Annotated in this window: 25 protein-coding genes; 10 read left to right on the top strand and 15 right to left on the bottom strand. The window is 61.5% G+C overall.

The genetic code is table 11. The features are described 5' to 3' along the window. Positions 1-65: 65 nt before the first annotated feature. The 4 genes from ACXR0M_RS17565 to ACXR0M_RS17550 form a co-directional block, all read right to left on the bottom strand. Positions 66-569 carry a universal stress protein gene (locus ACXR0M_RS17565; RefSeq protein ID WP_458833058.1) on the bottom strand — a complete coding sequence of 168 codons (504 nt, stop codon included), beginning with the start codon at positions 567-569 and terminating at the stop codon, positions 66-68. Between the two features lie 97 nt (positions 570-666). Further along, entirely contained in the window at positions 667-1,572 is a 906-nt protein-coding gene (locus tag ACXR0M_RS17560; RefSeq protein WP_458833057.1) for a 5'-nucleotidase, read from the bottom strand. Between the two features lie 30 nt (positions 1,573-1,602). Beyond that, positions 1,603-2,559 carry a putative 2-dehydropantoate 2-reductase gene (locus ACXR0M_RS17555; protein WP_458833056.1) on the bottom strand — a complete coding sequence of 319 codons (957 nt, stop codon included), beginning with the start codon at positions 2,557-2,559 and terminating at the stop codon, positions 1,603-1,605. Further along, a complete protein-coding gene (locus ACXR0M_RS17550; protein ID WP_458833055.1) occupies positions 2,560-2,946 on the bottom strand; it encodes a thioredoxin family protein in 387 nt (128 codons plus the stop codon). Between ACXR0M_RS17550 and ACXR0M_RS17545 the strand changes: the two genes are divergently transcribed. Together ACXR0M_RS17545 and ACXR0M_RS17540 are read left to right on the top strand one after the other, a co-directional pair. Next, positions 2,945-3,388: a PilZ domain-containing protein gene (locus ACXR0M_RS17545; RefSeq protein WP_458833054.1), complete on the top strand. Its 444-nt coding sequence runs from the start codon at positions 2,945-2,947 to the stop codon at positions 3,386-3,388. The two genes, ACXR0M_RS17550 and ACXR0M_RS17545, sit on opposite strands and share 2 nt — an antisense overlap. 129 nt (positions 3,389-3,517) lie before the next feature. Next, positions 3,518-4,594 carry a 3-deoxy-7-phosphoheptulonate synthase gene (locus ACXR0M_RS17540; RefSeq protein ID WP_458833053.1) on the top strand — a complete coding sequence of 359 codons (1,077 nt, stop codon included), beginning with the start codon at positions 3,518-3,520 and terminating at the stop codon, positions 4,592-4,594. A gap of 64 nt (positions 4,595-4,658) precedes the next feature. Here ACXR0M_RS17540 and ACXR0M_RS17535 read toward each other — a convergent pair whose 3' ends face one another. Then, complete coding sequence (locus ACXR0M_RS17535; RefSeq protein ID WP_025113131.1) at positions 4,659-4,940, bottom strand: GNAT family N-acetyltransferase; 282 nt, start codon at positions 4,938-4,940, stop codon at positions 4,659-4,661. A gap of 634 nt (positions 4,941-5,574) precedes the next feature. Here ACXR0M_RS17535 and oprI point away from each other — a divergent pair. Further along, positions 5,575-5,826, top strand: a complete 252-nt coding sequence (oprI, locus tag ACXR0M_RS17530; protein WP_003199355.1) for an outer membrane lipoprotei OprI — start codon at positions 5,575-5,577, stop codon at positions 5,824-5,826. Between the two features lie 123 nt (positions 5,827-5,949). On the opposite strand, the gene ACXR0M_RS17525 is transcribed toward oprI, so the two are convergent. The 3 genes from ACXR0M_RS17525 to ACXR0M_RS17515 all read right to left on the bottom strand — a co-directional run bounded on the left by ACXR0M_RS17525 (position 5,950) and on the right by ACXR0M_RS17515 (position 8,013). Next, positions 5,950-6,921, bottom strand: coding sequence for a L,D-transpeptidase family protein (locus ACXR0M_RS17525; protein WP_041069516.1), 972 nt, complete (start codon positions 6,919-6,921; stop codon positions 5,950-5,952). Between the two features lie 135 nt (positions 6,922-7,056). Continuing rightward, positions 7,057-7,350 (bottom strand): hypothetical protein, encoded by a 294-nt coding sequence (locus tag ACXR0M_RS17520; RefSeq protein ID WP_003226812.1) that lies wholly within the window; start codon positions 7,348-7,350, stop codon positions 7,057-7,059. A 57-nt stretch (positions 7,351-7,407) separates the two neighbouring features. Continuing rightward, the gene (locus ACXR0M_RS17515; protein ID WP_458833052.1) at positions 7,408-8,013 is read right to left on the bottom strand and encodes an arylesterase; all 606 of its coding nucleotides are present in this window, start codon (positions 8,011-8,013) and stop codon (positions 7,408-7,410) included. A gap of 10 nt (positions 8,014-8,023) precedes the next feature. On the opposite strand from ACXR0M_RS17515, the gene ACXR0M_RS17510 reads away from it, so the two are divergent. The 3 genes from ACXR0M_RS17510 to greB are packed head-to-tail and all read left to right on the top strand — an operon-like array spanning position 8,024 to position 11,743. Further along, the gene (locus tag ACXR0M_RS17510) at positions 8,024-8,707 is read left to right on the top strand and encodes an ABC transporter ATP-binding protein (RefSeq protein ID WP_007908572.1); all 684 of its coding nucleotides are present in this window, start codon (positions 8,024-8,026) and stop codon (positions 8,705-8,707) included. Beyond that, positions 8,707-11,211: an ABC transporter permease gene (locus ACXR0M_RS17505; protein ID WP_458833051.1), complete on the top strand. Its 2,505-nt coding sequence runs from the start codon at positions 8,707-8,709 to the stop codon at positions 11,209-11,211. Before ACXR0M_RS17510 ends, ACXR0M_RS17505 begins: the two co-directional genes overlap by 1 nt. A gap of 34 nt (positions 11,212-11,245) precedes the next feature. Continuing rightward, positions 11,246-11,743, top strand: coding sequence for a transcription elongation factor GreB (gene greB, locus ACXR0M_RS17500; RefSeq protein WP_016770885.1), 498 nt, complete (start codon positions 11,246-11,248; stop codon positions 11,741-11,743). Positions 11,744-11,746: 3 nt separating this feature from the next. Here the strand turns inward: greB and ACXR0M_RS17495 are convergent, their stop codons facing one another. From ACXR0M_RS17495 to ACXR0M_RS17485, 3 genes are all read right to left on the bottom strand, one after another. Next, positions 11,747-12,055 carry a class I SAM-dependent methyltransferase gene (locus ACXR0M_RS17495; protein WP_458833050.1) on the bottom strand — a complete coding sequence of 103 codons (309 nt, stop codon included), beginning with the start codon at positions 12,053-12,055 and terminating at the stop codon, positions 11,747-11,749. 249 nt (positions 12,056-12,304) lie between these two features. Next, positions 12,305-12,739, bottom strand: coding sequence for a DoxX family protein (locus tag ACXR0M_RS17490; RefSeq protein ID WP_458833049.1), 435 nt, complete (start codon positions 12,737-12,739; stop codon positions 12,305-12,307). A gap of 108 nt (positions 12,740-12,847) precedes the next feature. Then, complete coding sequence (locus tag ACXR0M_RS17485; protein WP_458833048.1) at positions 12,848-14,269, bottom strand: MltF family protein; 1,422 nt, start codon at positions 14,267-14,269, stop codon at positions 12,848-12,850. Positions 14,270-14,506: 237 nt separating this feature from the next. Here ACXR0M_RS17485 and ACXR0M_RS17480 point away from each other — a divergent pair, with 237 nt between their 5' ends. From ACXR0M_RS17480 to ACXR0M_RS17470, 3 genes are all read left to right on the top strand, one after another. After that, a complete protein-coding gene (locus ACXR0M_RS17480; RefSeq protein WP_458833047.1) occupies positions 14,507-15,313 on the top strand; it encodes a TatD family hydrolase in 807 nt (268 codons plus the stop codon). Between the two features lie 176 nt (positions 15,314-15,489). Then, positions 15,490-16,971 (top strand): methyl-accepting chemotaxis protein, encoded by a 1,482-nt coding sequence (locus ACXR0M_RS17475; RefSeq protein ID WP_458833046.1) that lies wholly within the window; start codon positions 15,490-15,492, stop codon positions 16,969-16,971. 213 nt (positions 16,972-17,184) lie between these two features. Next, entirely contained in the window at positions 17,185-17,550 is a 366-nt protein-coding gene (locus ACXR0M_RS17470; protein ID WP_458833045.1) for an Mpo1-like protein, read from the top strand. 1 nt (position 17,551) lies between these two features. Here the strand turns inward: ACXR0M_RS17470 and ACXR0M_RS17465 are convergent, their stop codons facing one another. From ACXR0M_RS17465 to ACXR0M_RS17455, 3 genes are all read right to left on the bottom strand, one after another. Then, the gene (locus ACXR0M_RS17465) at positions 17,552-18,346 is read right to left on the bottom strand and encodes an acyl-CoA thioesterase (protein WP_458833044.1); all 795 of its coding nucleotides are present in this window, start codon (positions 18,344-18,346) and stop codon (positions 17,552-17,554) included. A gap of 218 nt (positions 18,347-18,564) precedes the next feature. Continuing rightward, positions 18,565-19,320 carry a CHAD domain-containing protein gene (locus tag ACXR0M_RS17460; RefSeq protein ID WP_458833043.1) on the bottom strand — a complete coding sequence of 252 codons (756 nt, stop codon included), beginning with the start codon at positions 19,318-19,320 and terminating at the stop codon, positions 18,565-18,567. Between the two features lie 99 nt (positions 19,321-19,419). After that, positions 19,420-19,698: a hypothetical protein gene (locus ACXR0M_RS17455; protein ID WP_007963692.1), complete on the bottom strand. Its 279-nt coding sequence runs from the start codon at positions 19,696-19,698 to the stop codon at positions 19,420-19,422. Positions 19,699-19,914: 216 nt separating this feature from the next. On the opposite strand from ACXR0M_RS17455, the gene ACXR0M_RS17450 reads away from it, so the two are divergent. Further along, positions 19,915-20,952: a patatin-like phospholipase family protein gene (locus ACXR0M_RS17450; protein WP_458833042.1), complete on the top strand. Its 1,038-nt coding sequence runs from the start codon at positions 19,915-19,917 to the stop codon at positions 20,950-20,952. A gap of 140 nt (positions 20,953-21,092) precedes the next feature. On the opposite strand, the gene ACXR0M_RS17445 is transcribed toward ACXR0M_RS17450, so the two are convergent. After that, positions 21,093-21,791, bottom strand: a complete 699-nt coding sequence (locus tag ACXR0M_RS17445; RefSeq protein ID WP_458833041.1) for a response regulator — start codon at positions 21,789-21,791, stop codon at positions 21,093-21,095. Between the last annotated feature and the right edge of the window lie 17 nt (positions 21,792-21,808).

Here is a 21,808-nt window from a genome sequence, read left to right as displayed (position 1 = left end):
TAACTATATTAATGGTTTGATGAATAAATCTAGAACTTTTTTATCAGAACGCCATTATTCCCGCTTCAGCGATCTCCCCGCCGCCGACGCTCCACCAACGGCACCAGATAGACCGGCACCTTGGCCAACTGCAGGACCCGCGCCGCCGTGCGCCCCAAAGGGGTTTCCGCCCCTACGCCGTGGCTATGCGTGCCGACGATCAGCAAGTCCACCGAGAGTTTCTGCACTTGCTCGAGAATCACCTGCGCCGGGTCGCCCTGCACCACCCGCACCGCGCGAATCCGCTGCAGGTCCTGCTCGCCCTCGGCGCCCAGCTCCTCGCGAAAACTGTCCTGCACCCGCTGCTCGATATTGGCGATGACAGTTTTCAGACCCTGACTGTGAAATTCGTTCAATGCCTGCTCGTCGAGATAGCTCTGCAGCACCGATTCGGCAAACAGCCCCATCGGCTCCACCGCATGCACCACATACAAGTCGGCATTGAAGGTTCGCGCCAACGCCAGGGCATGCTGCATCACTAAAGGTGCGTACAGACCGAGGTCAGTGGCATACAGCATCGAACGAATCATATGACCTCCTCGCGTGCCAACAGGGCGGAGATTTGATTCAGCTTAGCAGTGCCTTGGCGAGTCAGGCGTGCGGCGCAACGTCTTGCAGCACAGGGCTTCAGATCGATGGTTCGTTGCTGATGCCGTGCGGCACGTGGCCAGTGGCGACCACTTCTCGGGCGAGCTCGCAGTGACCGGCCTGATCGTCGAAAAACACATCGGCGGCAAACGCTTCGAGGAATGCCGACTTGGTCAGCCCGCCAAGAAACAGCGACTCGTCGAGACGGATATCCCATTCCCGCAAGGTGCGGATCACCCGTTCGTGGGCTGGTGCCGAGCGAGCGGTGACCAGCGCCGTGCGGATCGGGCAATCGTCCTCGGGGAATTCACGTTGCAGCGCATTCAGCGCTGCGAGGAAGCCTTTGAACGGCCCGCCGCGCAATGGCTCGCGTGCCGCTTCACGCTCCTTGGCCTGAAACGCCGCCAGCCCGCCGGACTGATAAATGCGCTCGGACTCATCGGAAAACAGCACCGCGTCACCGTCGAACGCGATGCGTAACTCATCACTGGCGGCTCGACTGGCGCCGCCGGAAAGAATCGTTGCCGCGGCAAAACCGGCGTCCAGCGCGGCGCGCACGTCTTCGGCGTGCGTCGACAGAAACAGATCACAGCCAAAGGCCTTGAGGTACGGATACGGACTACGCCCACCGACGAATGCCGCTCGGGAGATGTCCAGTCCATAGTGGTGAATCGAGTTGAACGCGCGCAGGCCGGTGTCGGCGCTGTTGCGCGAAACCAGAATCACCTCGACCCGGGCACGGTCGAGGCGGCTGTTGAGGTTGAGGAGTTTTTCCACCAGCGGGAAGGCGTCGCCGGGGGCGAGAATTTCGTCTTCGTGGTCGATCTGATATTGCCGGTAGGCTTCGACGCCGCTCGACAGGTAGACCTTGTGGCTCTCGCTCAGGTCGAACAGTGCGCGAGAGGAAATCGCCAGCACCAGTTTGTCATCGATGTTCTTCGCCATGCCTTGCCCCCACTCCTGCAAAAATCCGACTCAGCGGTTGCGCCGGTCGATGAAACCCAACGTGCGATACAGCGCTTCGATACGCGGCAGTTCACAACCTGCCGCTTTGGCCGCAGCCAACGGCCGGGCGTAAATCGCCTGCAGTTCCAGCGGCCGCTTGTGCAGAAAATCGTGGTACATGCTCGGCCAGTAGTCAGGCATCTTTTCGGTCATGGTGAACAGGTACTCGGCGTAACCGGGCGGCATGTCGTGACCACAGGCCTTGGCGCCCTGCACCACTTCGGCCATCAACGCCTGGATCAGCGCGCGACTGTCAGCGTCGGCCATCAGCGGCGCGGTGCCGGCGCCGAGCACCACCGAGAGACCGTTGTAGGGAATATTCCAGACCAGTTTCTGCCAGCGCGCCTGCTGCAGATTGGCCATCGCCTGCGAATCGATGCCGGCGACGCGGAACAATCCGGCGCCCTCCTCGACAATCGCCATGCGCGCGGCGTCATCCGCTGCCGGACCGCTGTGATAACCAACGTTCACCGCGCCCAGCGCCTGATGAGTGATGTGCCCCGGCCCTTCGCGATGCACGCAGATCAGACACAACCCGCCAAGCAGATGCAGGGACTCGGGCAACAACTCACGCAGGCTGTCTTCGACATCCAGACCGTTTTGCAGCACCAGCACTTTCGCATCGGGTTTGCCCGCGGCGATGATCGCCGGCGCCAGCCCGGCGCCGCTGGTGGTCTTGGCGCCGACCAGCAGCCAGTCGCAGGCCGGCATGTCTTCGGCTTTCGCATAGGCCTGCACCGGGTTGAGCGTCAGGCTGCCATGGACCGCGCTGTCGACCAGCAACCCGCGCTCGGCCACCGCGGCATATTCGCTGCGCAGTAAAAAGTGCACATCGAAACCTGCCCGCGCCAGCATCAGACCGTAGAACCCGCCGATTGCCCCGGTGCCGATAATCCCGATCACCGGCTTGTTGTCTGCTCCCGCCATCTATGGCAACTCCTCTGCGATTCGACCCAACGCCTGCGCCACCGCCGCGTTCAGCGCATCGGCGCTCAGGCGTGTGTGCAAGGCCCCCAAGAACTCGCCGTCGCGCACTAAAAACAGCGCTGGCAAATGAAACACCTGATAACGCTCCACCAATCCACCGTTGTTGCCGGCGTCGATCCAGCACAGGCGATCCACCGCCAGCTCGAAGCCGGGCAACACCTGCCGTGCATAACGGCAGCTGGAACAGCCGATACTGGTGAAAATCACCAGCGAAACGCCGGGTAGCGCCAGCAGCCGCTGGTCGGCGTCGAAATCGGTCAGCTCCGATTCGGCCACTATACTGGGGGAAACCATGTCAAATGGCCGACACAGGGAGTCTGTGCTCATGGGACGGTTCATTCCTCATCCGGACGAAGTGCCTGTCGAATTAACGTTACTCAAGCCTGAGTGCATGTCCAGGCAACAGCTGCACACTATCAGCCTCGGCGGCATCGCTTGCAATTACCACCGCGCCTGGCGCCATGGCACCGCGCTGCAAGTGCGCATGCCGACGCTCAACGCCGACATCTGTTACCCAGGCTATGTAGCGTGGTGCCTGCGGCGCAAAAAGGGCTATCTGCTGGGAATCGCGTTTACCGATGAGCAGACCCTGTTCAGCGCGCGGATGGGCGAACAGGTGTGCCAGATCGAACGTTTTTGCCGCATCAACGAAGCCCACGACGACTTGCAGGATATTCAGGCGCTTGCCCTGCAATGGGTCGAACAACACGCCGACGAGTTCTCCCAGGAGAGTGTGCACAAGGCTTTTGCCCCGCCAGCGCGGGATTAAAGCAGCGTTTGCCCATTGTCGAGCCGCGTCTGACGCGCTAAGGTTCGGCTCCCCGACGCGCTTAAATCTGCTGTGCTCCGCCGCGCGGGGATCGCTGGCGGCCGGCACCCGTGACCTGACGAGTAAACGATGGCTGATTTACCGATCAACGACCTAAACGTCGCCTCTAACGAGACCCTGATCACTCCCGATCAGCTCAAGCGTGATATCCCTCTGAGCGATGCTGCGCTGCGCACCGTCACCAAGGGCCGCGAAGTCATTCGCAACATTCTTGATGGCACTGACCACCGTCTGTTCGTCGTGATCGGCCCGTGCTCGATCCACGACATCAAGGCTGCCCACGAATACGCTGACCGCCTCAAGGAACTGGCGGCGGAAGTCTCCGATACCCTGTATCTGGTGATGCGCGTGTATTTCGAGAAGCCGCGGACCACCGTCGGCTGGAAAGGTCTGATCAACGATCCGTACCTGGACGACTCGTTCAAGATCCAGGACGGCCTGCACATCGGTCGCCAGTTGCTGCTGGATCTGGCCGAGAAAGGCCTGCCGACCGCAACCGAAGCGCTCGACCCGATCTCCCCGCAGTATCTGCAGGACTTGATCAGCTGGTCGGCCATCGGCGCGCGCACCACCGAATCGCAGACCCACCGGGAAATGGCGTCCGGCCTGTCCTCGGCGGTCGGCTTCAAGAACGGTACCGACGGCGGCCTGACCGTGGCGATCAACGCCCTGCAGTCGGTTTCCAGCCCGCACCGTTTCCTCGGCATCAACCAGGAAGGTGGCGTGTCGATCGTCACCACCAAAGGCAACGCCTACGGTCACGTGGTGCTGCGCGGTGGCAACGGCAAGCCGAACTACGATTCGGTCAGTGTCGCCCTGTGCGAGCAGGCGCTGAACAAGGCGAAGATCAAGCCGAACATCATGGTCGACTGCAGCCACGCCAATTCCAACAAGGACCCGGCCCTGCAACCGCTGGTGATGGAAAACGTCGCCAACCAGATCCTCGAAGGCAACCAGTCGATCATCGGCCTGATGGTCGAGAGTCATCTGAACTGGGGTTGCCAGGCCATCCCGAAAGACCTCGCCGACCTGCAATACGGCGTGTCGATCACCGATGCCTGCATCGACTGGGCCGCTACCGAGAACACCCTGCGCAGCATGCACGCCAAGCTCAAGGATGTTCTGCCCAAGCGCCAGCGCCGCTGATCGGCGTTTCGCGGGCATAAAAAAACGCCGGGCATTACCCGGCGTTTTTGTGTGTGCGCTGTTATCAGATCTTCGCGGCGCGCTTCTGATGGCGTTCCATGTAGCGCTCGACGTAGGAGCACGAGGGGATCACTGTGTAGCCCATTTCCTCGGCGTATTGCAGCGCGCTTTCGGTCAGTGCCGCCGCGATGCCTCGGCCACGCAGGGCGTTGGGCACGAACGTGCGGTAGATATCCAGGGTCTGTTTCCCCAGATCCATATAGGTCAGGTAGGCACGATGACCGTCCACATTGGTCTCGAACTGATGACCAGCCTGGTCATGGTGGATGGACAACGCCTCGCTCATCACTACTCCTCGCGGGTCTTGGATTCTGACCCCTACCTTACCGATGTTTTTCCGGCGAAGGAACATCTACGCCACCCCGTGCCTGATGGACACCGAGAAGAGCCACACCGATCTCGCGCAACCGAGCACCTGACAAATAGTAGGCACCATTGGCGAAAATGCTCAAGGTGCGCTGATCAGGCTCGTTGACCGGGTGACACCGGGTGGCGTAGCGGCAGGCGCGGGGAAGCTTTTCCCGGTGCGCTCACCTGAACATTGCCGGATGTCGAGACTTGAGACGCAGCGACTTGTTTAAAGTCACCTCAAGAGCGACAAAGAGCGGACGAGGCGTCATGCACAACCGGGACGAAAGTGTAGACAAATTCATCTAGACAGACTTGGTGCAAGACCGCAAAAAACTGTACGAACAATGGGAACTTTTTCTCATCAATCGGCTCAGGCCGTGGCTTGCAGCTGGATATTTTTTATACAGCTGCGTTAAAAGTTGCTCGAAAAAGAATCAACGCCTACAATTTTTTTTGCTTCTTGCGCTACGTCAGTTTACTTACTACAAGTAATGGGTAGTATGTACGCCGGCTATTTCCTCAATCGGAGGAGAAAGCCACTTAATTGAAAGTCCTTGAAGGGGAACACGATGAACAACGTTCTGAAATTCTCTGCTCTGGCTCTGGCCGCAGTTCTGGCTACCGGTTGCAGCAGCGCATCGAAAGAAACCGAAGCACGTCTGACCGCTACTGAAGACGCAGCTGCTCGCTCCCAGGCTCGTGCAGACGAAGCTTACCGTAAAGCTGATGAAGCTCTGGCTGCTGCTCAAAAAGCACAACAGACTGCTGACGAAGCTAACGAGCGTGCTCTGCGCATGCTGGACAAAGCTAGCCGCAAGTAATAATCCCTCGGGATTGTTATACAGCCGACCCAGTTTCTGGGTCGGCTTTTTTGTGCCTGGTGCTTTTGTCCCAGGCACAAAAAACCCGCCGACGCTTCACGCGTCGGCGGGTCCGGATCGAGTTTATTGCTGCAAGTCGATCGGGGCACTCGAGACAATAGGTGCCGAGGTGTTCGGCGTGCCGATTTCGGTGGGCAAGCCATCTTCGGCCGCCACGACATCGCGCACCACGTCCCAGTTGACGCGCAGGTTGTTGGTCACGTCTTCACGCTTGAGCATCGCGTTGATCACCGCCGTGTGCTTGTCGACTACCGACGGGTTGCCCTTGTCGTCGATCGGCGTGTGCGCTTCCAGGTAGACCTTGCCGCCACTGCTGCCAAACTTGTACGCGTCGTTGAGGATGCGTACCGAGGTGCCGACCGGCACCATCGCCGCCATCTCCAGCACGTTGTTGTTGAACATGCGGAAGCAACCGTGGCTGGTGCGCATGCCGATGCCGAACTTCTTGTTCGAACCGTGGATCAGGTAGCCGGGCGTGCCCAAGGTGAACTTGAACGGCCCCAGCGGGTTATCCGGACCGGCCGGCACCACGTTCGGCAACGGATCACCATCGGCGGCGTGTTCAGCCTTGATCGACGCCGGAGGCGTCCAGGTCGGGTTCGGCGTCTTGGCGGTGATCGAGGTGTGAGCGATTGGCGAGCCCCAGCCTTCACGACCGATACCCAGTGGGAAGGTGTACACCACGTTCCGGCCTTTCGGGTAGTAGTAGAGGCGGTATTCGGCGAGGTTGATCACGATGCCTTCGCGCGGACCCGGCGGCAGAATGAAACGCGTCGGCAGCACGATCTCGGTACCGGCGCCCGGCAGCCAGGCATCGACGCCCGGGTTGGCCGCAACCATTTCCGAATAGCCCAGATCGTATTTGGTGCCCAGGTCAGCGAAGGTGTCTTCGTACTTGGCCTTGATCACCTGCACCTGGCCGATGATGTCCTCACCGGGTGGTGGCAAGGGAAACTCCAATGCAGCAACGGGACCGGCCACACACAGGGCGGCAAGTGACAGGCAGCGGGTGACGGCAGGAAAGCGCGGCAACATCCGGAAAATCCTTCGCATGATCAACAAGGGTTTAGGAGCGCGATTGTACACCGCGCCCCGGGAATTCGGGGAGACAGCCCGATAGGCAGACCAAACTCTTCATGTAGGAGCTGCCGAGGCTGCGATCTTTTGACTTCAGAGCTCGAAACGCAATTCCGGCCAGATCGGCGAGGTGCCACGCTTCTGCGACTCGAGTATCGCCCGGCATAATGAACACAGGCGCTGATCCTGGAACACCCGGCGATCGACACTCGACCAGCGCGGTTGCGCCGGCAGCAGGCTGCCGCAGAGCGTGCGGTCGGCCGAACCACCGAGTTCGAGCTGACGGGTCACCAGATGCACCCGCACTTCCTGGCAGGCGAACAGATCCAGCTGTTCGTCAGGCTCGATCAGTTGGTAGGCAAACAGGGACCAGGCAGGGCGCGGCATCGGGGGCTCCAATTAAGGGGGCGCCACATTAGCCGAAAGCCTGCCGCTAGAAAAGCCTCATAACAGCGGTTTCAGCGTCGGCCAGACATTTTCCAGCAACTTGCCCTGAGCCCCGACGGCCGGGTGCAGACCATCGGCCTGCATCAAGTCCGGATGACCGCCGACACCGTCGAGGAAAAACGGCACCAGCGGCACTTTTTTCTCGTCAGCGAGTTTGCCATAGACCTCGGCGAAGGCATCGGTGTAACGCTTGCCGTAGTTGGGCGGCAGTTGCATGCCGAGCAACAGCACCCTGGCGCCGCTCTGCCGCGAGCTGTCGATCATCGCCGCAAGGTTTTGTTGCAATTGCGTTGGCGGCATTCCGCGCAGGCCGTCATTGCCCCCCAGCTCGAGGATCACCAGTTCCGGCTTGTGCTCTGCAAGCAGCGCCGGCAGGCGTGCCTGGCCTCCGGCACTGGTGTCGCCACTGATGGAGGCATTGACCACTTTGTCGTCAAAACCCTCCTTCTTGAGCCGCTGCTCGAGCAGCGACACCCACCCCAGACGGGTATCCAGTCCGAAACCGGCGCTGATACTATCGCCAACGATCAGGACAGTACCCGCCGCTGCGTTCTGGGCCATGCACATCAAGGCCAGGCCAGCACTCAAAAACCACACACGCATCGGATTCTCCATGGGCGCAAGCATTCTCACCGCGAAGAACCTTAGCAAAGTGGTTCCCAGCGCGGAAGGTGAACTGACCATCCTGCACGAACTCAGCCTGGAACTGAACAAGGGCGACAGCCTGGCCATCGTCGGCGCATCCGGTTCCGGCAAATCCACCCTGCTCGGCCTGCTCGCCGGCCTCGATTTGCCAAGCAGCGGCGAAGTGATTCTCGCCGGACAAGGCCTGAGCAATCTCGACGAAGATCAGCGCGCGCGGATCCGCGCCGAACACGTGGGCTTCGTCTTTCAGTCCTTCCAGTTGCTCGACAGCCTCAACGCGCTGGAAAACGTCATGCTGCCGCTGGAACTCGACGGCCGCAAAGACGCCCGCGAACGCGCCACCGAGCTGCTGCAACGGGTCGGCCTCGGCCAGCGCCTGACGCACTCGCCGCGCCAGCTCTCCGGTGGCGAACAACAGCGCGTGGCGATTGCCCGGGCGTTCGCGGCCGAGCCGGACGTACTGTTCGCCGACGAACCCACCGGCAACCTCGACAGTCACACCGGCGAGCGCATCAGCGATTTGCTGTTCGAACTGAACAAGGAACGCGGCACCACCCTGGTGCTGGTGACCCACGACGAACGCCTGGCTCATCGCTGCCGGCGCCTGATCCGCCTTGAAGCCGGGCTGCTGGTCGCCCCTCTGGAGCCTTGATGGCACGTCTGCCGCTGTTGCGTCTGTTCAGTCTCGCTGTCCGCCAGTTGCTGCGCGACGCCCGCGCCGGGGAATTGCGCGTGCTGTTTTTCGCCTTGGTGGTGGCCGTGGCGGCGAGCACCGCCATCGGCTATTTCGGCGCCCGCCTCAACGGCGCGATGATGCTGCGTGCCACCGAATTCCTTGGCGCTGATCTGGTACTGGAAGGCAGCTCGCCGGCCCGCGACGAACAGATCCGCAGCGGCACCGAACTGCGCTTGAGCCATGCGCAGGTGGTGGAGTTTTCCAGCGTCATCGCCACTGACAACGGCATTCAGTTATCGAGCATCAAAGCCGTCGACCGCGGCTACCCGCTGCGCGGCGAGTTGAAAAGTGCCCCCGCGCCATTTGCCACCGAAACCGCTGGCGGCGAACCGCAACCCGGTGAAGCCTGGGTCGAAGCGCGTCTGCTGACGGCACTGGATCTGAAGATCGGCGACAGCATCGACGTCGGTTCGAAGACGCTCAAAATGACCCGCGTGCTGACTTACGAACCGGATCGCGCCGGCAACTTCTACAGCCTGACGCCGCGGGTGATGATCAACCTCGACGACCTCGCCGCCACCGGCGTGGTGCAGCCCGGCAGCCGGGTCAGCTACCGCGAACTGTGGCGCGGCGAACCGCAGGCGCTGGAAACCTATCGGCAACTGCTGAAACCGGGATTGGCGGCGAACCAGCGGATTCAGGATGCCCGCGACGGCAACCGGCAGATCGGCGGCGCGCTGGGCAAGGCCGAGCGCTACCTGAACATGGCCAGTCTGGTCGCGGTGCTGCTGGCCGGTGTGGCCGTGGCGTTGTCGGCGAACCGCTTTGCCAGTCGCCGCTTCGATGCCAGTGCCTTGCTGCGCTGCCTCGGCTTGTCACGCCGGGAAACCCTGCTGCTGTTCAGTATTCAACTGACTGTGCTGGGGCTGTTCGCGGCCCTCAGCGGTGCAGTGATCGGCTGGTTGGCGCAGCTGGGTCTGTTTGCCCTGCTGCATGATCTGTTGCCGGCAGATGTGCCGCCGGGTGGGCTGTTTCCGGCGTTGGCCGGGATCGGTACGGGGCTGGTGGCGCTTGCCGGATTCGCCCTGCCACCACTGGCCGCGCTGGGTCGGGTGCCGCCGCTGCGCGTGCTGCGCCGCGACATGCTGCCGATCCCGTCGAGCACCTGGATGGTTTACGGCGCAGCGCTGGGCGCTCTCGGACTGATCATGTGGCGCCTGAGCCTCGACCTGCTGCTGACCTTCGCCCTGCTCGGCGGCGGTGTGGTGGCAGCGCTGATTCTCGGCGGGTTGCTGCTGTTGCTGCTGAACAGTTTGCGTCGCCTGTTGGCCCGGGCATCGCTGCCATGGCGCTTGGGACTGGGCCAGTTGTTGCGGCATCCGCTAGCTGCCGCCGGGCAGGCGCTGGCGTTCGGGCTGATCCTGCTGTCGATGGCGTTGATCGCCCTGCTGCGCGGTGAACTGCTCGACACCTGGCAAAACCAGCTGCCGAAAAACGCCCCGAACTATTTCGCCCTGAACATCCTGCCGGCGGACAAACAGGCGTTCACCGAGCACCTGATCAAAGTCTCTGCCCAAGCAGCGCCGCTGTACCCGGTGGTGCCGGGGCGGCTGATCAGCATCAATGGCGAACCGGTGCAGCAGATCGTCAGCAAGGATTCGGCCGGCGACCGCGCGGTGCAGCGCGATCTGAGCCTGACCTGGGCCGCGGATTTGCCGGCGGGCAACAAACTCACCTCCGGTTCGTGGTGGACCGCGCAGCCTTCGGACGACGTTCCGGGGGTGTCGGTGGAAGGCAAAGTCGCCGAAAGCCTCAAGCTCAAGCTTGGCGATCACATGGTGTTCAGCGTCGGCGGGGTCAATCGTGAAGCCAAGGTCACCAGTCTGCGCGAGATCAACTGGGACAACTTCCAGCCGAACTTCTTCATGATCTTCCAGCCCGGCACACTCAAGGATCTGCCAGCCACCTATCTGACCAGCTTCTATCTGGCGCCGGGGCATGATCAGCAGATCGTCGAGTTGTCGCGAGCCTTTCCGGCGGTGAGCATCCTTCAGGTAGAGGCGCTGCTGGAACAACTGCGCAGCATCCTCGCCCAGGTCACCCTGGCGGTGGAGTACGTGTTGTTGTTCGTGTTGGCGGCCGGCATGGCGGTGCTGTTCTCCGGGTTGCAGGCCACTCTGGATGAACGTATTCGCCAGGGCGCGCTGTTACGCGCACTCGGCGCGGAGCGGCAGTTGCTGATCAAGGCCCGGCGCATCGAGTTCGGCCTGCTCGGTGCGGTCAGCGGTTTGCTCGCGGCGCTGGGTTCGGAGGTGGTGAGTCTGGTGCTGTATCGCTTTGCCTTCGATCTGCCGTGGCATCCGCATCCGTGGCTGCTGGTACTGCCGCTGATCGGCGCGGCGCTGATTGGTGGCGCGGGCGTGTTCGGCACGCGCCGGGCGCTGAACGCCAGTCCGCTGACAGTCTTGCGCGAGGGTTGATAAACTCCAGCCTTCGCCATCACAAGAAGTTGCCATGAGCCGTTATCGCCCTCCCCGCACCGCCGGCACCGCGCTGATCACCCCTGAAGGTGAAGCGCGGATGCGCGCCGAATTCCATGAGCTGTGGCATGTGCGTCGCCCGCAGGTTACCCAGGCGGTGAGCGAAGCGGCGGCACAGGGCGATCGCTCGGAAAATGCCGAGTACACCTACGGCAAAAAGATGCTGCGCGAGATCGACAGCCGCGTGCGCTTTCTGACCAAGCGCCTGGAAGCGTTGAAGGTGGTCAGCGAAAAACCCAGCGATCCGAACAAGGTCTACTTCGGCGCCTGGGTGACCATCGAGGACGAAGACGGCAAGCAGTCGCGCTACCGCATCGTCGGCCCGGATGAACTGGATCTGAAACTGGGCCTGATCAGTATCGACTCACCGCTGGCCCGCGCCTTGATCGGCAAGGCGCTGGACGCGGAAGTCCGGGTGCAGACGCCCACCGGTGAACAGTTCGTGTATATCGTGGCGATCGAATACCCGTGAATCTCAGCGGCGGGTGATCAGGCCTTGCCGCGCCACGCGGGTCAGTTGCTTGATCATTTCCGGCGCGTCTTCAGCGCTCGGCGCCTGAATCACGGCCAGATCGAAACTGTCGCTGGCAAAGCGTGCCAGTGACTCACCGTCTTCAACGAACTGGATCAGGAACGCGGCAGGACCGCCGCTGCGACGGGGCCAGCCATCGAGATAACGCAACAGCGTCGGCTGATGTTTACCGCCAAGCAGGATTTTTGGGTTGCGCTGGGTGATATGTGCCGTGATCGGCGCGGGACGTGCTGGAGGGTGTAGTGCATTCATCGTGTCGTGTCTCTGCCTCAAAAGTCTGCATGGCAGGTGAGAGGCAACACCGAACCAGCGCTTTAGCGGTATTTCGAAGCCCTGTTCCGGCTTCTGACGGCAACTGTCTGAGTCACCTGGCGCCCCGCAAGTAGCTGTTTAAATCGGCGCATGAGCAACATCCTAGATAACGTGACCGACGAGTGTCAAGAATCGGCCACAACAAAAAAAGGCCCGCACAGTGCGGGCCTTTGCCTTGTTCCAGAGCGCTTAACCGGCGATGGCACGATCCACCGAAAGCTTGCCGGCGCCTTCGATCATCACCGCGAGGCTGCCACCGAGCAGTGCCAGGGCGAACTCGTAACCGTTGTTGGCCATGAACAGACCGTTGCTGATGTGCACGGTGAAGATCGCCACCAGCGACAGGAAGGTCAGACCCAGCGCTGCCGGACGCACCAGCAGACCGATGATCAGCGCCAGACCGGCGAAGAACTCGGTACCACCGGCCAGCGTCGCCATCAGGTAACCCGGGTGCAGGCCGACGCTTTCCATGTATTGCGCGGTACCCGCCAGCCCATAACCACCAAACAGACCGAAGAGCTTTTGCGAACCGTGGGCGGCGAAGATCACGCCGACCGCGATGCGCAGAATGGTCAGGCCGTAACCGGCGCGGGTGAACAGAACCTTGTTGATCAGAGAGCTCATGGGGCATTCCTTGTTGTGCGAGAAGTGTGTTGGGATTGGCCGCTATATTAATCAATTAAATTCATGTTAAAAGCGCAATTATTCCGCCATAACAATCAAATTATTAGATCATTTCCGTGAGGCGACTTTTTGGCCCCGGGGCTCCAGCGACTCTCGCTCCCGGTCGAACGCCAGGTAGTACTTGTTCACACTATTAACATAGCTGACAGGTCCCATCCCCACCTGCTCCATGGCGATACGCTCGACCTGGAAGAACCACTGGTTCGGGTTCAGCCCACGCCGCCGCGCCTCGGCACGCATGCCTTGCACGCGCTCCGGTCCGATGTTGTAAGCCGCCAGGGTGAACGCCATGCGCTCGCGCTCATTGAGTTTCGGACTGTTGAAAAACTTGCGGCGGATCATCGCCAGGTACTTGGCCCCGGCCTGCACGTTCGCATCAAGATTCTGGATATTGCTGACGCCAACCCGCTGCGCCGCGGACGGAGTGATCTGCATCAGCCCGGTCGGCCCGCCTCCCCCTCGGGCGCTGGGTTGCAGCGCCGATTCCTTGAACGCCAGCGCCGCCAGATTCAGCCAGTCCATGCTCTGCGCGTCAGCGTGTTTCTGCAGGGTCGGCCGCAGTTTTTCCAGACGCTGGCGGTCCGCCTTGGCCAATGGATAGTGCACTTGATACAGGCGCCGATAGATCCGCAGAAACTCGGCATCCTCGTTCGACGGCCGTTTGTAGTCGACCAGGAAACGATCGACGCTCGCCCGCAACATCGAGGCATCGCGCCGTACGAACCAGTATTCCTCACCCGGCTCGCTGAGCGTCAGTTGCCGATCGACGCGCAGCTTGGGGAGGATCTTGCCCCAGCGCTCGGCGATGGGTTGCTCGACGATGGTCAGGTGAAAGATCCCGCCCTGAACCATCTCCAGCACGTCTTCGACGGCCAGAGTGGGATCGACCCATTCGATCTTGATCGGCGCCAGTTTGTGCAGCGCGAGTTTCTGGTTCAGCTGGCTGACGACATCGCCAGCAGCGCTGCCGGTGGGCAGCGCCAGGGTTTTGCCGGACAACTGTTCAACCTTGCTGTAACGACGTTCGCCCTTGATCCCGACCAGCACCAGCGGCACATTGCGGGCGACCGGCTCACTGCTGGCGACCGCATGGCCCGGCTGCAGATCGAGCAGTTCGCCAGGCGCGACAAGGTCACCTTCGCCACGCTGCAAGGCGCCAAGCAATTGATCCTTGGCTTTGGGAATGATCTTGAGGGTGATTTCCTGGCCATCGCGGGCGTGACCATTGAGGTATTGCTCGAAGGCGCGCAGGCGATGGTATTCGACACCGATGGCCTGACCCTGCACTTCGCCGGAGCTGTTGCGGCTCTGATTGACCAGCACGCGCAACACGCGGCTGCTGCGGATCTCCGTCAGGTCGCGGACCTTGGCGGCCGGCACGGCTTGCAGTGGCCCGGGCAGGCGCGCAACCGCCGTTATCGGCAGCAGCAGCGACGCACACAACAGGAGCAAAACCGAGGGACGATGCATCCACTCTCCGGAAAGAATACGGGGTGTTGTCTGACCGCCAAACGGTCATCAACACCGACGAAAACAGAGCGCCTGGAGCGCTGGCAAAGTGCGTGAGACTGGCACGTTGATGGCAATCTGCCAACCCGGCCTGCGTCACGGCATCAAGAGACAGCTATAACTCTTTGTAGTTCTTGGCTTTTCTTATGAATCTACAGCTCTGATATGCTTTCCGGCCTTCGGCCAGAGGTAGCCACCATGCAACTCATCGATATCGGCGTCAACCTGACCAACCCCAGTTTCGCCGAAAAACATCAGGCGGTGCTCGACCGCGCCTATGCCGCCGGGGTCTGCCAACTGGTGTTGACCGGCACCAGTGTCGAGGGCAGCGAGCAGGCACTGGAGCTGTGCCGGCAACTGGATGACAGCGGGCAACGGCTGTTTGCCACCGCCGGCATTCACCCGCATTCCGCCAGCGACTGGAACGCTGACAGCGCACGGCGTTTACGCAGTCTGCTGCTGGAGAACAACGTGGTCGCCGTGGGTGAATGCGGGCTGGACTTCAACCGCGATTTCTCGCCGCGCGCGCAGCAGGAGAAAGTCCTCGAAGAACACCTGGCCCTGGCCGCTGAGCTGCAACTGCCGGTGTTCCTTCACGAACGTGACGCCAGCCAGCGTCTGCTGGAAATCCTCCGCGGCTTTCGCGATCAGTTGCCCGCCGCCGTGGTGCACTGCTTCACCGGCGAGCAGAAAGCCCTGTTCAGTTATCTGGACCTGGACCTGCACATCGGCATCACCGGCTGGATCTGCGACGAGCGCCGCGGCACGCACCTGCACCCGCTGGTCAAAGAGATCAAGCGCGGACGGTTGATGCTGGAAAGCGACGCGCCCTACCTGCTGCCACGCACCATGCGGCCAAAGCCGAAAAACGGCCGCAATGAACCGGCGTATCTGAGCGAAGTGTTGCGTGAGGTAGCGCTGCATCGCGGTGAAAGCGAAGATGATCTGGCGGCGCATACCACGGCTTGTGCCCGTGCGTTCTTTAGCCTATCGACATTGGCGTAAGCCGTAAAAAGATCGCAGCCTGCGGCAGCTCCTACAGGGGAATGCATTCCAAAATGTAGGAGCTGCCGCAGGCTGCGATCTTTTGATCTGTTGACCCACATCAACCCCAACCTCATCCATAGCGGCACAATAATGGCACCTTGCCAAAACTGTTGCCGCTATCAGAGAAGACCTCCATGGGTGCCTGGCTTAGCAATATCTCGCTGAAATACAAATTCTGGGCGGTCAATGCGGTCGCCTTTGTCACCACCCTGCTGCTGGTGCTGTACGCCGTGCACCTTGAGCAACAGGCGCGCAGCCACGCGGCGCAAGCCTCGGCTCAGGCGCAGGCGCAATTGCTCAAGGCCTGGCCGGCCGGGCAAGTTTTGCCCAAGGCCGAGCAGGTGCTGACCTTCAAACGCGGCGAAGCACCGCGCCTCAACGATCAACCGCTGCTGGAGCTCAGCGACAGCAACGGCTGGAACCCGATCAGTCACCTGCCGCTGTTCGGCGACAACCCGTTGCTCGGCGCCGAAGTGTTCAGCCGTGCCGATGGCCAGCAGGTCGCTGTGATTGCCTACGGCCCAAGCCTGGCGCAAGTGTTCAGCGAGCGTTTTGCCAACTACGCCGTGGCCGTATTCATCCTGATGCTGGCGATGCTCGGCGCTTCACAGTTGCTGATCCGCTTCCTGCTCAGCCAGCTCAATACGCTGAAAGACGTGATGCTGCATGTCGAGAAAAGCGGCGACCTCTCGGCTCGTGTGCCGCTGGCGTGCAAGGATGAAGTCGGGCAGATGGCCAACGCGTTCAATGCGATGCAGGCTGGGTATCAACGGGTGGTGACCACGGTCGCCAACACGGCGCGGCAACTCGATGTCGGCGCTGCTCGATTGGCCGCGAGCATGAACGAAGTGCGCCATGGCATGCTCGGCCAGCAAAGCGAGACCGATCAGGCGGCCACCGCGATCAACGAAATGACCGCCACCGTTTATCACATCGCCCAGCACGCCGGTGCGACCCGTGATCTGTCGAAGACTGCCGATGGCCTCGCGGGCAGCGGCCAGCAGGTAGTCAGCCGCGTGCAACAGTCGATTGCCGGACTGTCCAGCGGCGTGCAGCAGACCGCCGAGATGATCCAGCGCATGGCGGAGGACAGCCAGAAGATCAACGGCGTGGTCAGCGTGATTCACAGCATCGCCGAACAGACCAATCTGCTGGCGCTCAACGCCGCCATCGAAGCCGCTCGCGCTGGCGAGATGGGCCGTGGGTTTGCCGTGGTCGCTGACGAGGTGCGCAACCTGGCAAAACGCGTGCAGACCTCCACCGATGAAATCACCACCATGGTCTCGGCGCTGCAGGCCGGCACCCGCGATGCGGTGGACTTCATGCAGGAGAGTTCGTATAAGGCCGACGACTGCGTGCAACAGGCGCAAGAGGCTGGCGAGGCGCTGGCGGAAATCACCGGTGCCGTGGCGCAGATGCGTGAAAGCAATACGCAGATTGCCGTGGCGGCCGAGCAGCAGAGTCAGGTGGCGGAAGAGATGAATCGGGCGGTGGTGAGCATTCGTGATGTGACCGAAAACACTGTGCAGCAAACCGTGGATTCAGCGACCACCAGTAATGAGCTGGCGACGTTGGCCGGGGAGTTGAACAAGGCGATCGGGCAGTTGAAACTGTGACGGCCTCTTCGCGAGCAAGCCCGCTCCCACAGGAAATTGGCCAACGCCAAAGATCTCCTGTGGGAGCGGGCTTGCTCGCGAAGGCGTCAGCCAGGTCAACATCGAATCCAGCAGTGACACCTATCACCGCCATAGCCAACCTTGATTCGCCGCCCCACCCGCCCCAGCCTATTCTTCAGCCATGTGTTCAACATGGATCGAGGAGTAGTCAACATGGGCAAACGTCACCCCAACCTTCCCGCGTGGCAATGGCGCGCATACCCGGACAATCACCAGCACCCGACCAATCTGGTGTTGCACCTGATTGCCGTGCCACTGTTCATCGTCGCCTTTCTGTTGATCGTCTCCGGCGTGTTCAGCCTGAGCCTGGCGAGTGTCGCTATTGGCGTGATCGGGATTGTCGCGGCGCTGGGTCTGCAGCGCCACGGCCACAGCCTGGAGGCGCAAGCCTCCGAGCCGTTCAGTGATCGCAAGGATGCCGTGTCACGCTTGCTGGTCGAACAGTTTCTGACTTTTCCACGGTTTTTCCTCAGCGGCGGCTGGTGGCGCGCCTGGCATGAGCGCCACCGTCGGCATTGAGTCAGGCAAAAATCGTCACGGTCTGCCGGCTCATGGCGATCAATTGCCCTTCTGCACTCCACAGCTTCGCGGCGACATGGCCGTAGCCGTCGGCGGCGTATTCGATGTCCGCCAGGTATTGGCACCAGTCCAGCGTGCTCAAGTCGCGTAGCGGCTGTACGAATTCGATGGTCCAGGTCAGCGTGCTGCCGGGTGCCGGCTTCTTCAGGTACGGCAACAGTGCTGGCGGCCAGGCGTCCACCAGCGCCAGCAGATGCGCTTCGTTGACCGGCTCTTCCTTCACATCGCCGCGCAAGCGCACCCAGCCGCCCATCAGCCGCGATTGAGTGTTGGTAAACGGCATGCCACCGACATTCCAGCGCATCGCCAAATGCCGCATGAACTCTGGCGTCACGCCTTTGATATAAGGCAGCTCCGGGCATTCGTCCCAGTGTTTCATTGACGGCGCCGGATAGGCTTCGACGGCCACCTCCGAAGGCCGCGAAGCACCGAAGCTACCCTGCACGATGGTGACTACCTGACCGTTCTGCAGCGCCCGCCCCAATACTTGGCTGACCGCTTTACCCTCGCGTAATACATCGACTTCGAAACTTACCGGGACTTGCGGCTCGACCGGGCCGACAAAGGTGATCGCCAGCGAGCGCACCGGACGCTCCGCCGGGACTTTCGCGCGCATCACCTCAAATTGCAGCGCCGCTACCAGGCCACCAAAACTGGCCCGGCCCTGGCCCCACTCGGCGGGAATGCTCACTTCGGGTTGGCGACGAACCGCCTCGAGCAGATCGAAAAAGCGCATGACAACCTCGACAACCAAAAAAGGAATGCAGCGATCTTAACCAGCCCGGCACGGTGCCGCAGCGTCTATTCCGGTCAAATGGACGGACAGAAAGGCCTTACCCGATTTCCGGATCGATGAAAGCCCCTGTAGGAGCTGCCGCAGGCTGCGATCTTTGCTTTTATAAGATCAAAAGATCGCAGCCTTCGGCAGCTCCTACAGGGTTCAGGTGATTTCGATTATTTGAAGCAACTGGCGCTGAGTTTTTCCAGCACCCGGTCCGCCTTGGCTTCAGCCTTGATCAGACCGGCCTGCCAGGTTGCCACGCACGGTTGCAGATCGCTTTCCTGCTCGGCCCGCGCCAGCCATTGCCAGCAATCGTGCCAGTCACCCAGCGCGCCTTGCGCCGACTTCAGCCGCTGCAGCGCCGCTGACGGCAGGCGATCCAGTTCCGGATAGGCTTCGATGCCATAGCGCACGCGTTTGATCAGCAAGCGCAGGCGATGCCGGTCATGGGCCGGATCATGCAGCGCTTGGTCGAGTTTTTTCCATTGTTTGTGCAGGCGTTTTTCGATGCGTTTCCCCAGGCCTTTGAGCAGGCCCTGACGCTGGGAAGCACGCAGGAAACGCGGGAAAGCATCAAGGATGATCAGCAGCGAGGCGACTTCGGCGCTCGCCGCCAGTGCCGGATAGGCTTCGGCCATTTGCGCCATGCGCCGTTGCGCGGCGTGTGGCTGATCGTGCTTGAGCAGATACGCCGCCAACACCTCGCGATCGCGCCACGGTGTGGTCAACTGGCCCACCGCCGAGGCGGCGCTTTCCAGCTGCTCGACACCGGGCAAACCACGCAAGGGTCGCAGCAGACTGCGCAAACGCCGCACCGTGGTGCGCAAATCGTGCAACGCTTCGGGATCGGTCCGCGCGGTCATACGCGCCTGACAGGCCAGCAGCCGCACTTCCAGGCTCAGGACATGAGCCACCAACCGATCCACCATGGGTTTACTCCGTAAACAGTTAAAAGCGGCAAGCTTCAAGCTACAAGTTGCGCGCGTACCCTTGACTTGTAGCTTGCCGCTTCAATCTTGCAGCTGTTTCTATCGGCCGGCGCGGGATTCGCGAATGTAGAACCGGGCTTTCTCGGCCTTGTTGCTGCAGCCTTCGAAGCCTTCGAATTGCTGCTGGGTCTTGGCCGCGGTCAGCAGCGACAGCGCCTTGGAGTAACTGACCGTACCGGCAAAACCTTCGGCCTTGGCCAGATCCAGCTCATGCCACGCCGCGTCGAGCTGGCTGCCACAGCTGTCACGATAAGCAGTCTTGCCCGCGCAACCGGCCAATGCCAGCGCGATCAACGGCACACAGATCCAGGCTTTCATCACTTACACCTCAAATAGGTCAACAGTCGTGCAGGTAAGACGGTGCGCCGCGAAAAAAGTGCCTTGGCGCCCGATGATTCTGCGGTGTCGAAAGCATAGCGTCGAGCGCTCACGGCGTATCGAAAAAACGACGCCGCGACCCTCCTCAACGACCCTGACGATTGTCGCCCGCCCCCGGATGGGTGCATTGTGCAAACTTGTCGCGGAGGATGCTGGATGAAAAAACGTGTCGCACTGGTGCTGGGTTCCGGTGGCGCCCGGGGTTATGCGCATATCGGGGTTATCGAAGAGATCGAAAGACGCGGTTACGACATTGCCTGCATTGCCGGTTGTTCGATGGGCGCGGTAGTCGGTGGGATCTACGCGGCGGGCAAACTCGAGGAGTACCGCACCTGGATCGAAACCCTGGATTATCTGGATGTGTTGCGCCTAGTGGACGTGAGCTTTCGTCTGGGGGCGATCCGTGGCGAAAAGGTCTTCGGGCAGATCCGCAAGATTGTCGGCGAGATCAACATTGAAGAGCTGCGTATCCCCTACACTGCGGTCGCCGCCGACCTCACCAACCAGCAGGAAATCTGGTTCCAGGAAGGCTGCCTGCATCAGGCGATGCGCGCCTCGGCGGCGATTCCCAGCCTGTTCACGCCAGTGATGCAAGGCAACCGGATGCTGGTGGACGGCGGCATTCTCAACCCGCTGCCGATCGTGCCGGTGGTGTCCAGCCACTGCGATCTGATCATCGCGGTCAACCTTAACGCGACCAACCAGCGGCATTACAAATTGCCGGTAATCCCGCGTCCGCCAGCGTTTCGTTCGCGCTTCGACAGCTTGCTCAGCTCGCTCGGGTCGAAGATGCCGTTCCGCCGCAAACAGGCCGAACAGTTGCTGTTGCTCGAACAGGAAGCCCTGCGCGCGCAAGCGGCAGAGATCAACCCGTGGCTTGAAGGCAGCGAACCGGAAAGCCAGCAACCGGCAGCCGCCCCGGAGCGCGAAGGTGCGCCGAAATCTGCCACCGGTTCGTTCATCATCGACAACGTCGGGCCGGCTTCGCTGCTGGACCTGATCAACCAGAGTTTCGAGGTGATGCAGACCTCGCTGGCGCAGTACAAGATCGCCGGTTATCCGCCGGACGTGCTGATCAACGTGCCGAAGCGCGTGTGCCGGTTTTTCGAGTTCTACAAGGCACCGGAACTGATCGCGCTGGGGCGCGAGATTGCGCGCGATACGCTGGATCGGTATGAGAGTGAACAAGGCTGAAATCCCGGCAGTCTGGGCTGACCTCTTCGCGGGCAAGCCCGCTCCCACAGGGTTCTCGGTTGTACGTTAGATGTGCGTATCACACCGCCCACTGTGGGAGCGGGCTTGCTCGCGAAAGCGCCAGACCGGCCACTCCAGAACTACAGCCCCCCCTCACTCAACAACCGATACCCAACCCCCGCCTCGGTCACGATAAACCGCGGCCGGGTCGGATCATCCGCCAGTTTCTGCCGCAGATGCCCGACCACAATCCGCAAATAATGACTGTCCTCAGTGTGCGTCGGCCCCCAGATGTCCTTGAGCAATTGCTGCTGGGTGATCACCCGTCCCGGGTGCCGCGCCAGTTGCGCCAGCACTGCGTATTCCTTGCGGGTCAGCGCCACTTCGACGCCGTCGAGCAGTACCCGCCGATAGGCCAGATCCACCGTCAGCGGGCCAAAGGTCAGCGCTGCCTGCTGCGCCTCGCCGGCCGGGGCCTGACGCAACAAGGCGCGGACCCGGGCGAGAAATTCCTGAATGCCGAACGGTTTGGTCACGTAATCGTTGGCCCCGCCATCCAGCGCCTGGACTTTCTGCCCTTCGCTGGCCCGCACCGAGAGCACCAGCACCGGCGCGGTGGCCCATTCGCGAAACTCGCGCAGCACCTGCTGGCCGTCCATGTCCGGCAGGCCGAGGTCGAGCACCAGCAAGTCGGGTTTGTTCAGCGCGGCCTGCGCCAGGCCTTCGGCACCGGTGCCGGCCTCCAGCACTTTGTAGCCCTGTGAGGCGAGGCTGATGCGCAGGAATTTGCGGATCTGCGGTTCGTCGTCGATGACCAAAATGGTCGCGGTCTGGCTCATGAATTCACATCAACACA

Source organism: Pseudomonas sp. Eth.TT006 (assembly GCF_054456575.1).
This window is presented reverse-complemented; position numbering and strand designations above follow the sequence as displayed.

What these genes read in the sequence shown, in the direction of transcription:
- ACXR0M_RS17460 (WP_458833043.1), bottom strand. Translation starts at nt 19,320, where the DNA reads ATGGTGGATCGGTTGGTGGCTCATGTCCTGAGCCTGGAAGTGCGGCTG.
- ACXR0M_RS17510 (WP_007908572.1), top strand. Translation starts at nt 8,024, where the DNA reads ATGGGCGCAAGCATTCTCACCGCGAAGAACCTTAGCAAAGTGGTTCCC.
- ACXR0M_RS17520 (WP_003226812.1), bottom strand. Translation starts at nt 7,350, where the DNA reads ATGCCGCGCCCTGCCTGGTCCCTGTTTGCCTACCAACTGATCGAGCCT.
- ACXR0M_RS17495 (WP_458833050.1), bottom strand. Translation starts at nt 12,055, where the DNA reads ATGAATGCACTACACCCTCCAGCACGTCCCGCGCCGATCACGGCACAT.
- ACXR0M_RS17515 (WP_458833052.1), bottom strand. Translation starts at nt 8,013, where the DNA reads ATGCGTGTGTGGTTTTTGAGTGCTGGCCTGGCCTTGATGTGCATGGCC.
- ACXR0M_RS17545 (WP_458833054.1), top strand. Translation starts at nt 2,945, where the DNA reads ATGGGACGGTTCATTCCTCATCCGGACGAAGTGCCTGTCGAATTAACG.
- ACXR0M_RS17450 (WP_458833042.1), top strand. Translation starts at nt 19,915, where the DNA reads ATGAAAAAACGTGTCGCACTGGTGCTGGGTTCCGGTGGCGCCCGGGGT.
- greB (WP_016770885.1), top strand. Translation starts at nt 11,246, where the DNA reads ATGAGCCGTTATCGCCCTCCCCGCACCGCCGGCACCGCGCTGATCACC.
- ACXR0M_RS17475 (WP_458833046.1), top strand. Translation starts at nt 15,490, where the DNA reads ATGGGTGCCTGGCTTAGCAATATCTCGCTGAAATACAAATTCTGGGCG.
- oprI (WP_003199355.1), top strand. Translation starts at nt 5,575, where the DNA reads ATGAACAACGTTCTGAAATTCTCTGCTCTGGCTCTGGCCGCAGTTCTG.
- ACXR0M_RS17555 (WP_458833056.1), bottom strand. Translation starts at nt 2,559, where the DNA reads ATGGCGGGAGCAGACAACAAGCCGGTGATCGGGATTATCGGCACCGGG.
- ACXR0M_RS17540 (WP_458833053.1), top strand. Translation starts at nt 3,518, where the DNA reads ATGGCTGATTTACCGATCAACGACCTAAACGTCGCCTCTAACGAGACC.
- ACXR0M_RS17550 (WP_458833055.1), bottom strand. Translation starts at nt 2,946, where the DNA reads ATGAGCACAGACTCCCTGTGTCGGCCATTTGACATGGTTTCCCCCAGT.
- ACXR0M_RS17525 (WP_041069516.1), bottom strand. Translation starts at nt 6,921, where the DNA reads ATGTTGCCGCGCTTTCCTGCCGTCACCCGCTGCCTGTCACTTGCCGCC.
- ACXR0M_RS17560 (WP_458833057.1), bottom strand. Translation starts at nt 1,572, where the DNA reads ATGGCGAAGAACATCGATGACAAACTGGTGCTGGCGATTTCCTCTCGC.
- ACXR0M_RS17480 (WP_458833047.1), top strand. Translation starts at nt 14,507, where the DNA reads ATGCAACTCATCGATATCGGCGTCAACCTGACCAACCCCAGTTTCGCC.
- ACXR0M_RS17490 (WP_458833049.1), bottom strand. Translation starts at nt 12,739, where the DNA reads ATGAGCTCTCTGATCAACAAGGTTCTGTTCACCCGCGCCGGTTACGGC.
- ACXR0M_RS17455 (WP_007963692.1), bottom strand. Translation starts at nt 19,698, where the DNA reads ATGAAAGCCTGGATCTGTGTGCCGTTGATCGCGCTGGCATTGGCCGGT.
- ACXR0M_RS17445 (WP_458833041.1), bottom strand. Translation starts at nt 21,791, where the DNA reads ATGAGCCAGACCGCGACCATTTTGGTCATCGACGACGAACCGCAGATC.
- ACXR0M_RS17470 (WP_458833045.1), top strand. Translation starts at nt 17,185, where the DNA reads ATGGGCAAACGTCACCCCAACCTTCCCGCGTGGCAATGGCGCGCATAC.
- ACXR0M_RS17485 (WP_458833048.1), bottom strand. Translation starts at nt 14,269, where the DNA reads ATGCATCGTCCCTCGGTTTTGCTCCTGTTGTGTGCGTCGCTGCTGCTG.
- ACXR0M_RS17565 (WP_458833058.1), bottom strand. Translation starts at nt 569, where the DNA reads ATGATTCGTTCGATGCTGTATGCCACTGACCTCGGTCTGTACGCACCT.
- ACXR0M_RS17535 (WP_025113131.1), bottom strand. Translation starts at nt 4,940, where the DNA reads ATGAGCGAGGCGTTGTCCATCCACCATGACCAGGCTGGTCATCAGTTC.
- ACXR0M_RS17505 (WP_458833051.1), top strand. Translation starts at nt 8,707, where the DNA reads ATGGCACGTCTGCCGCTGTTGCGTCTGTTCAGTCTCGCTGTCCGCCAG.
- ACXR0M_RS17465 (WP_458833044.1), bottom strand. Translation starts at nt 18,346, where the DNA reads ATGCGCTTTTTCGATCTGCTCGAGGCGGTTCGTCGCCAACCCGAAGTG.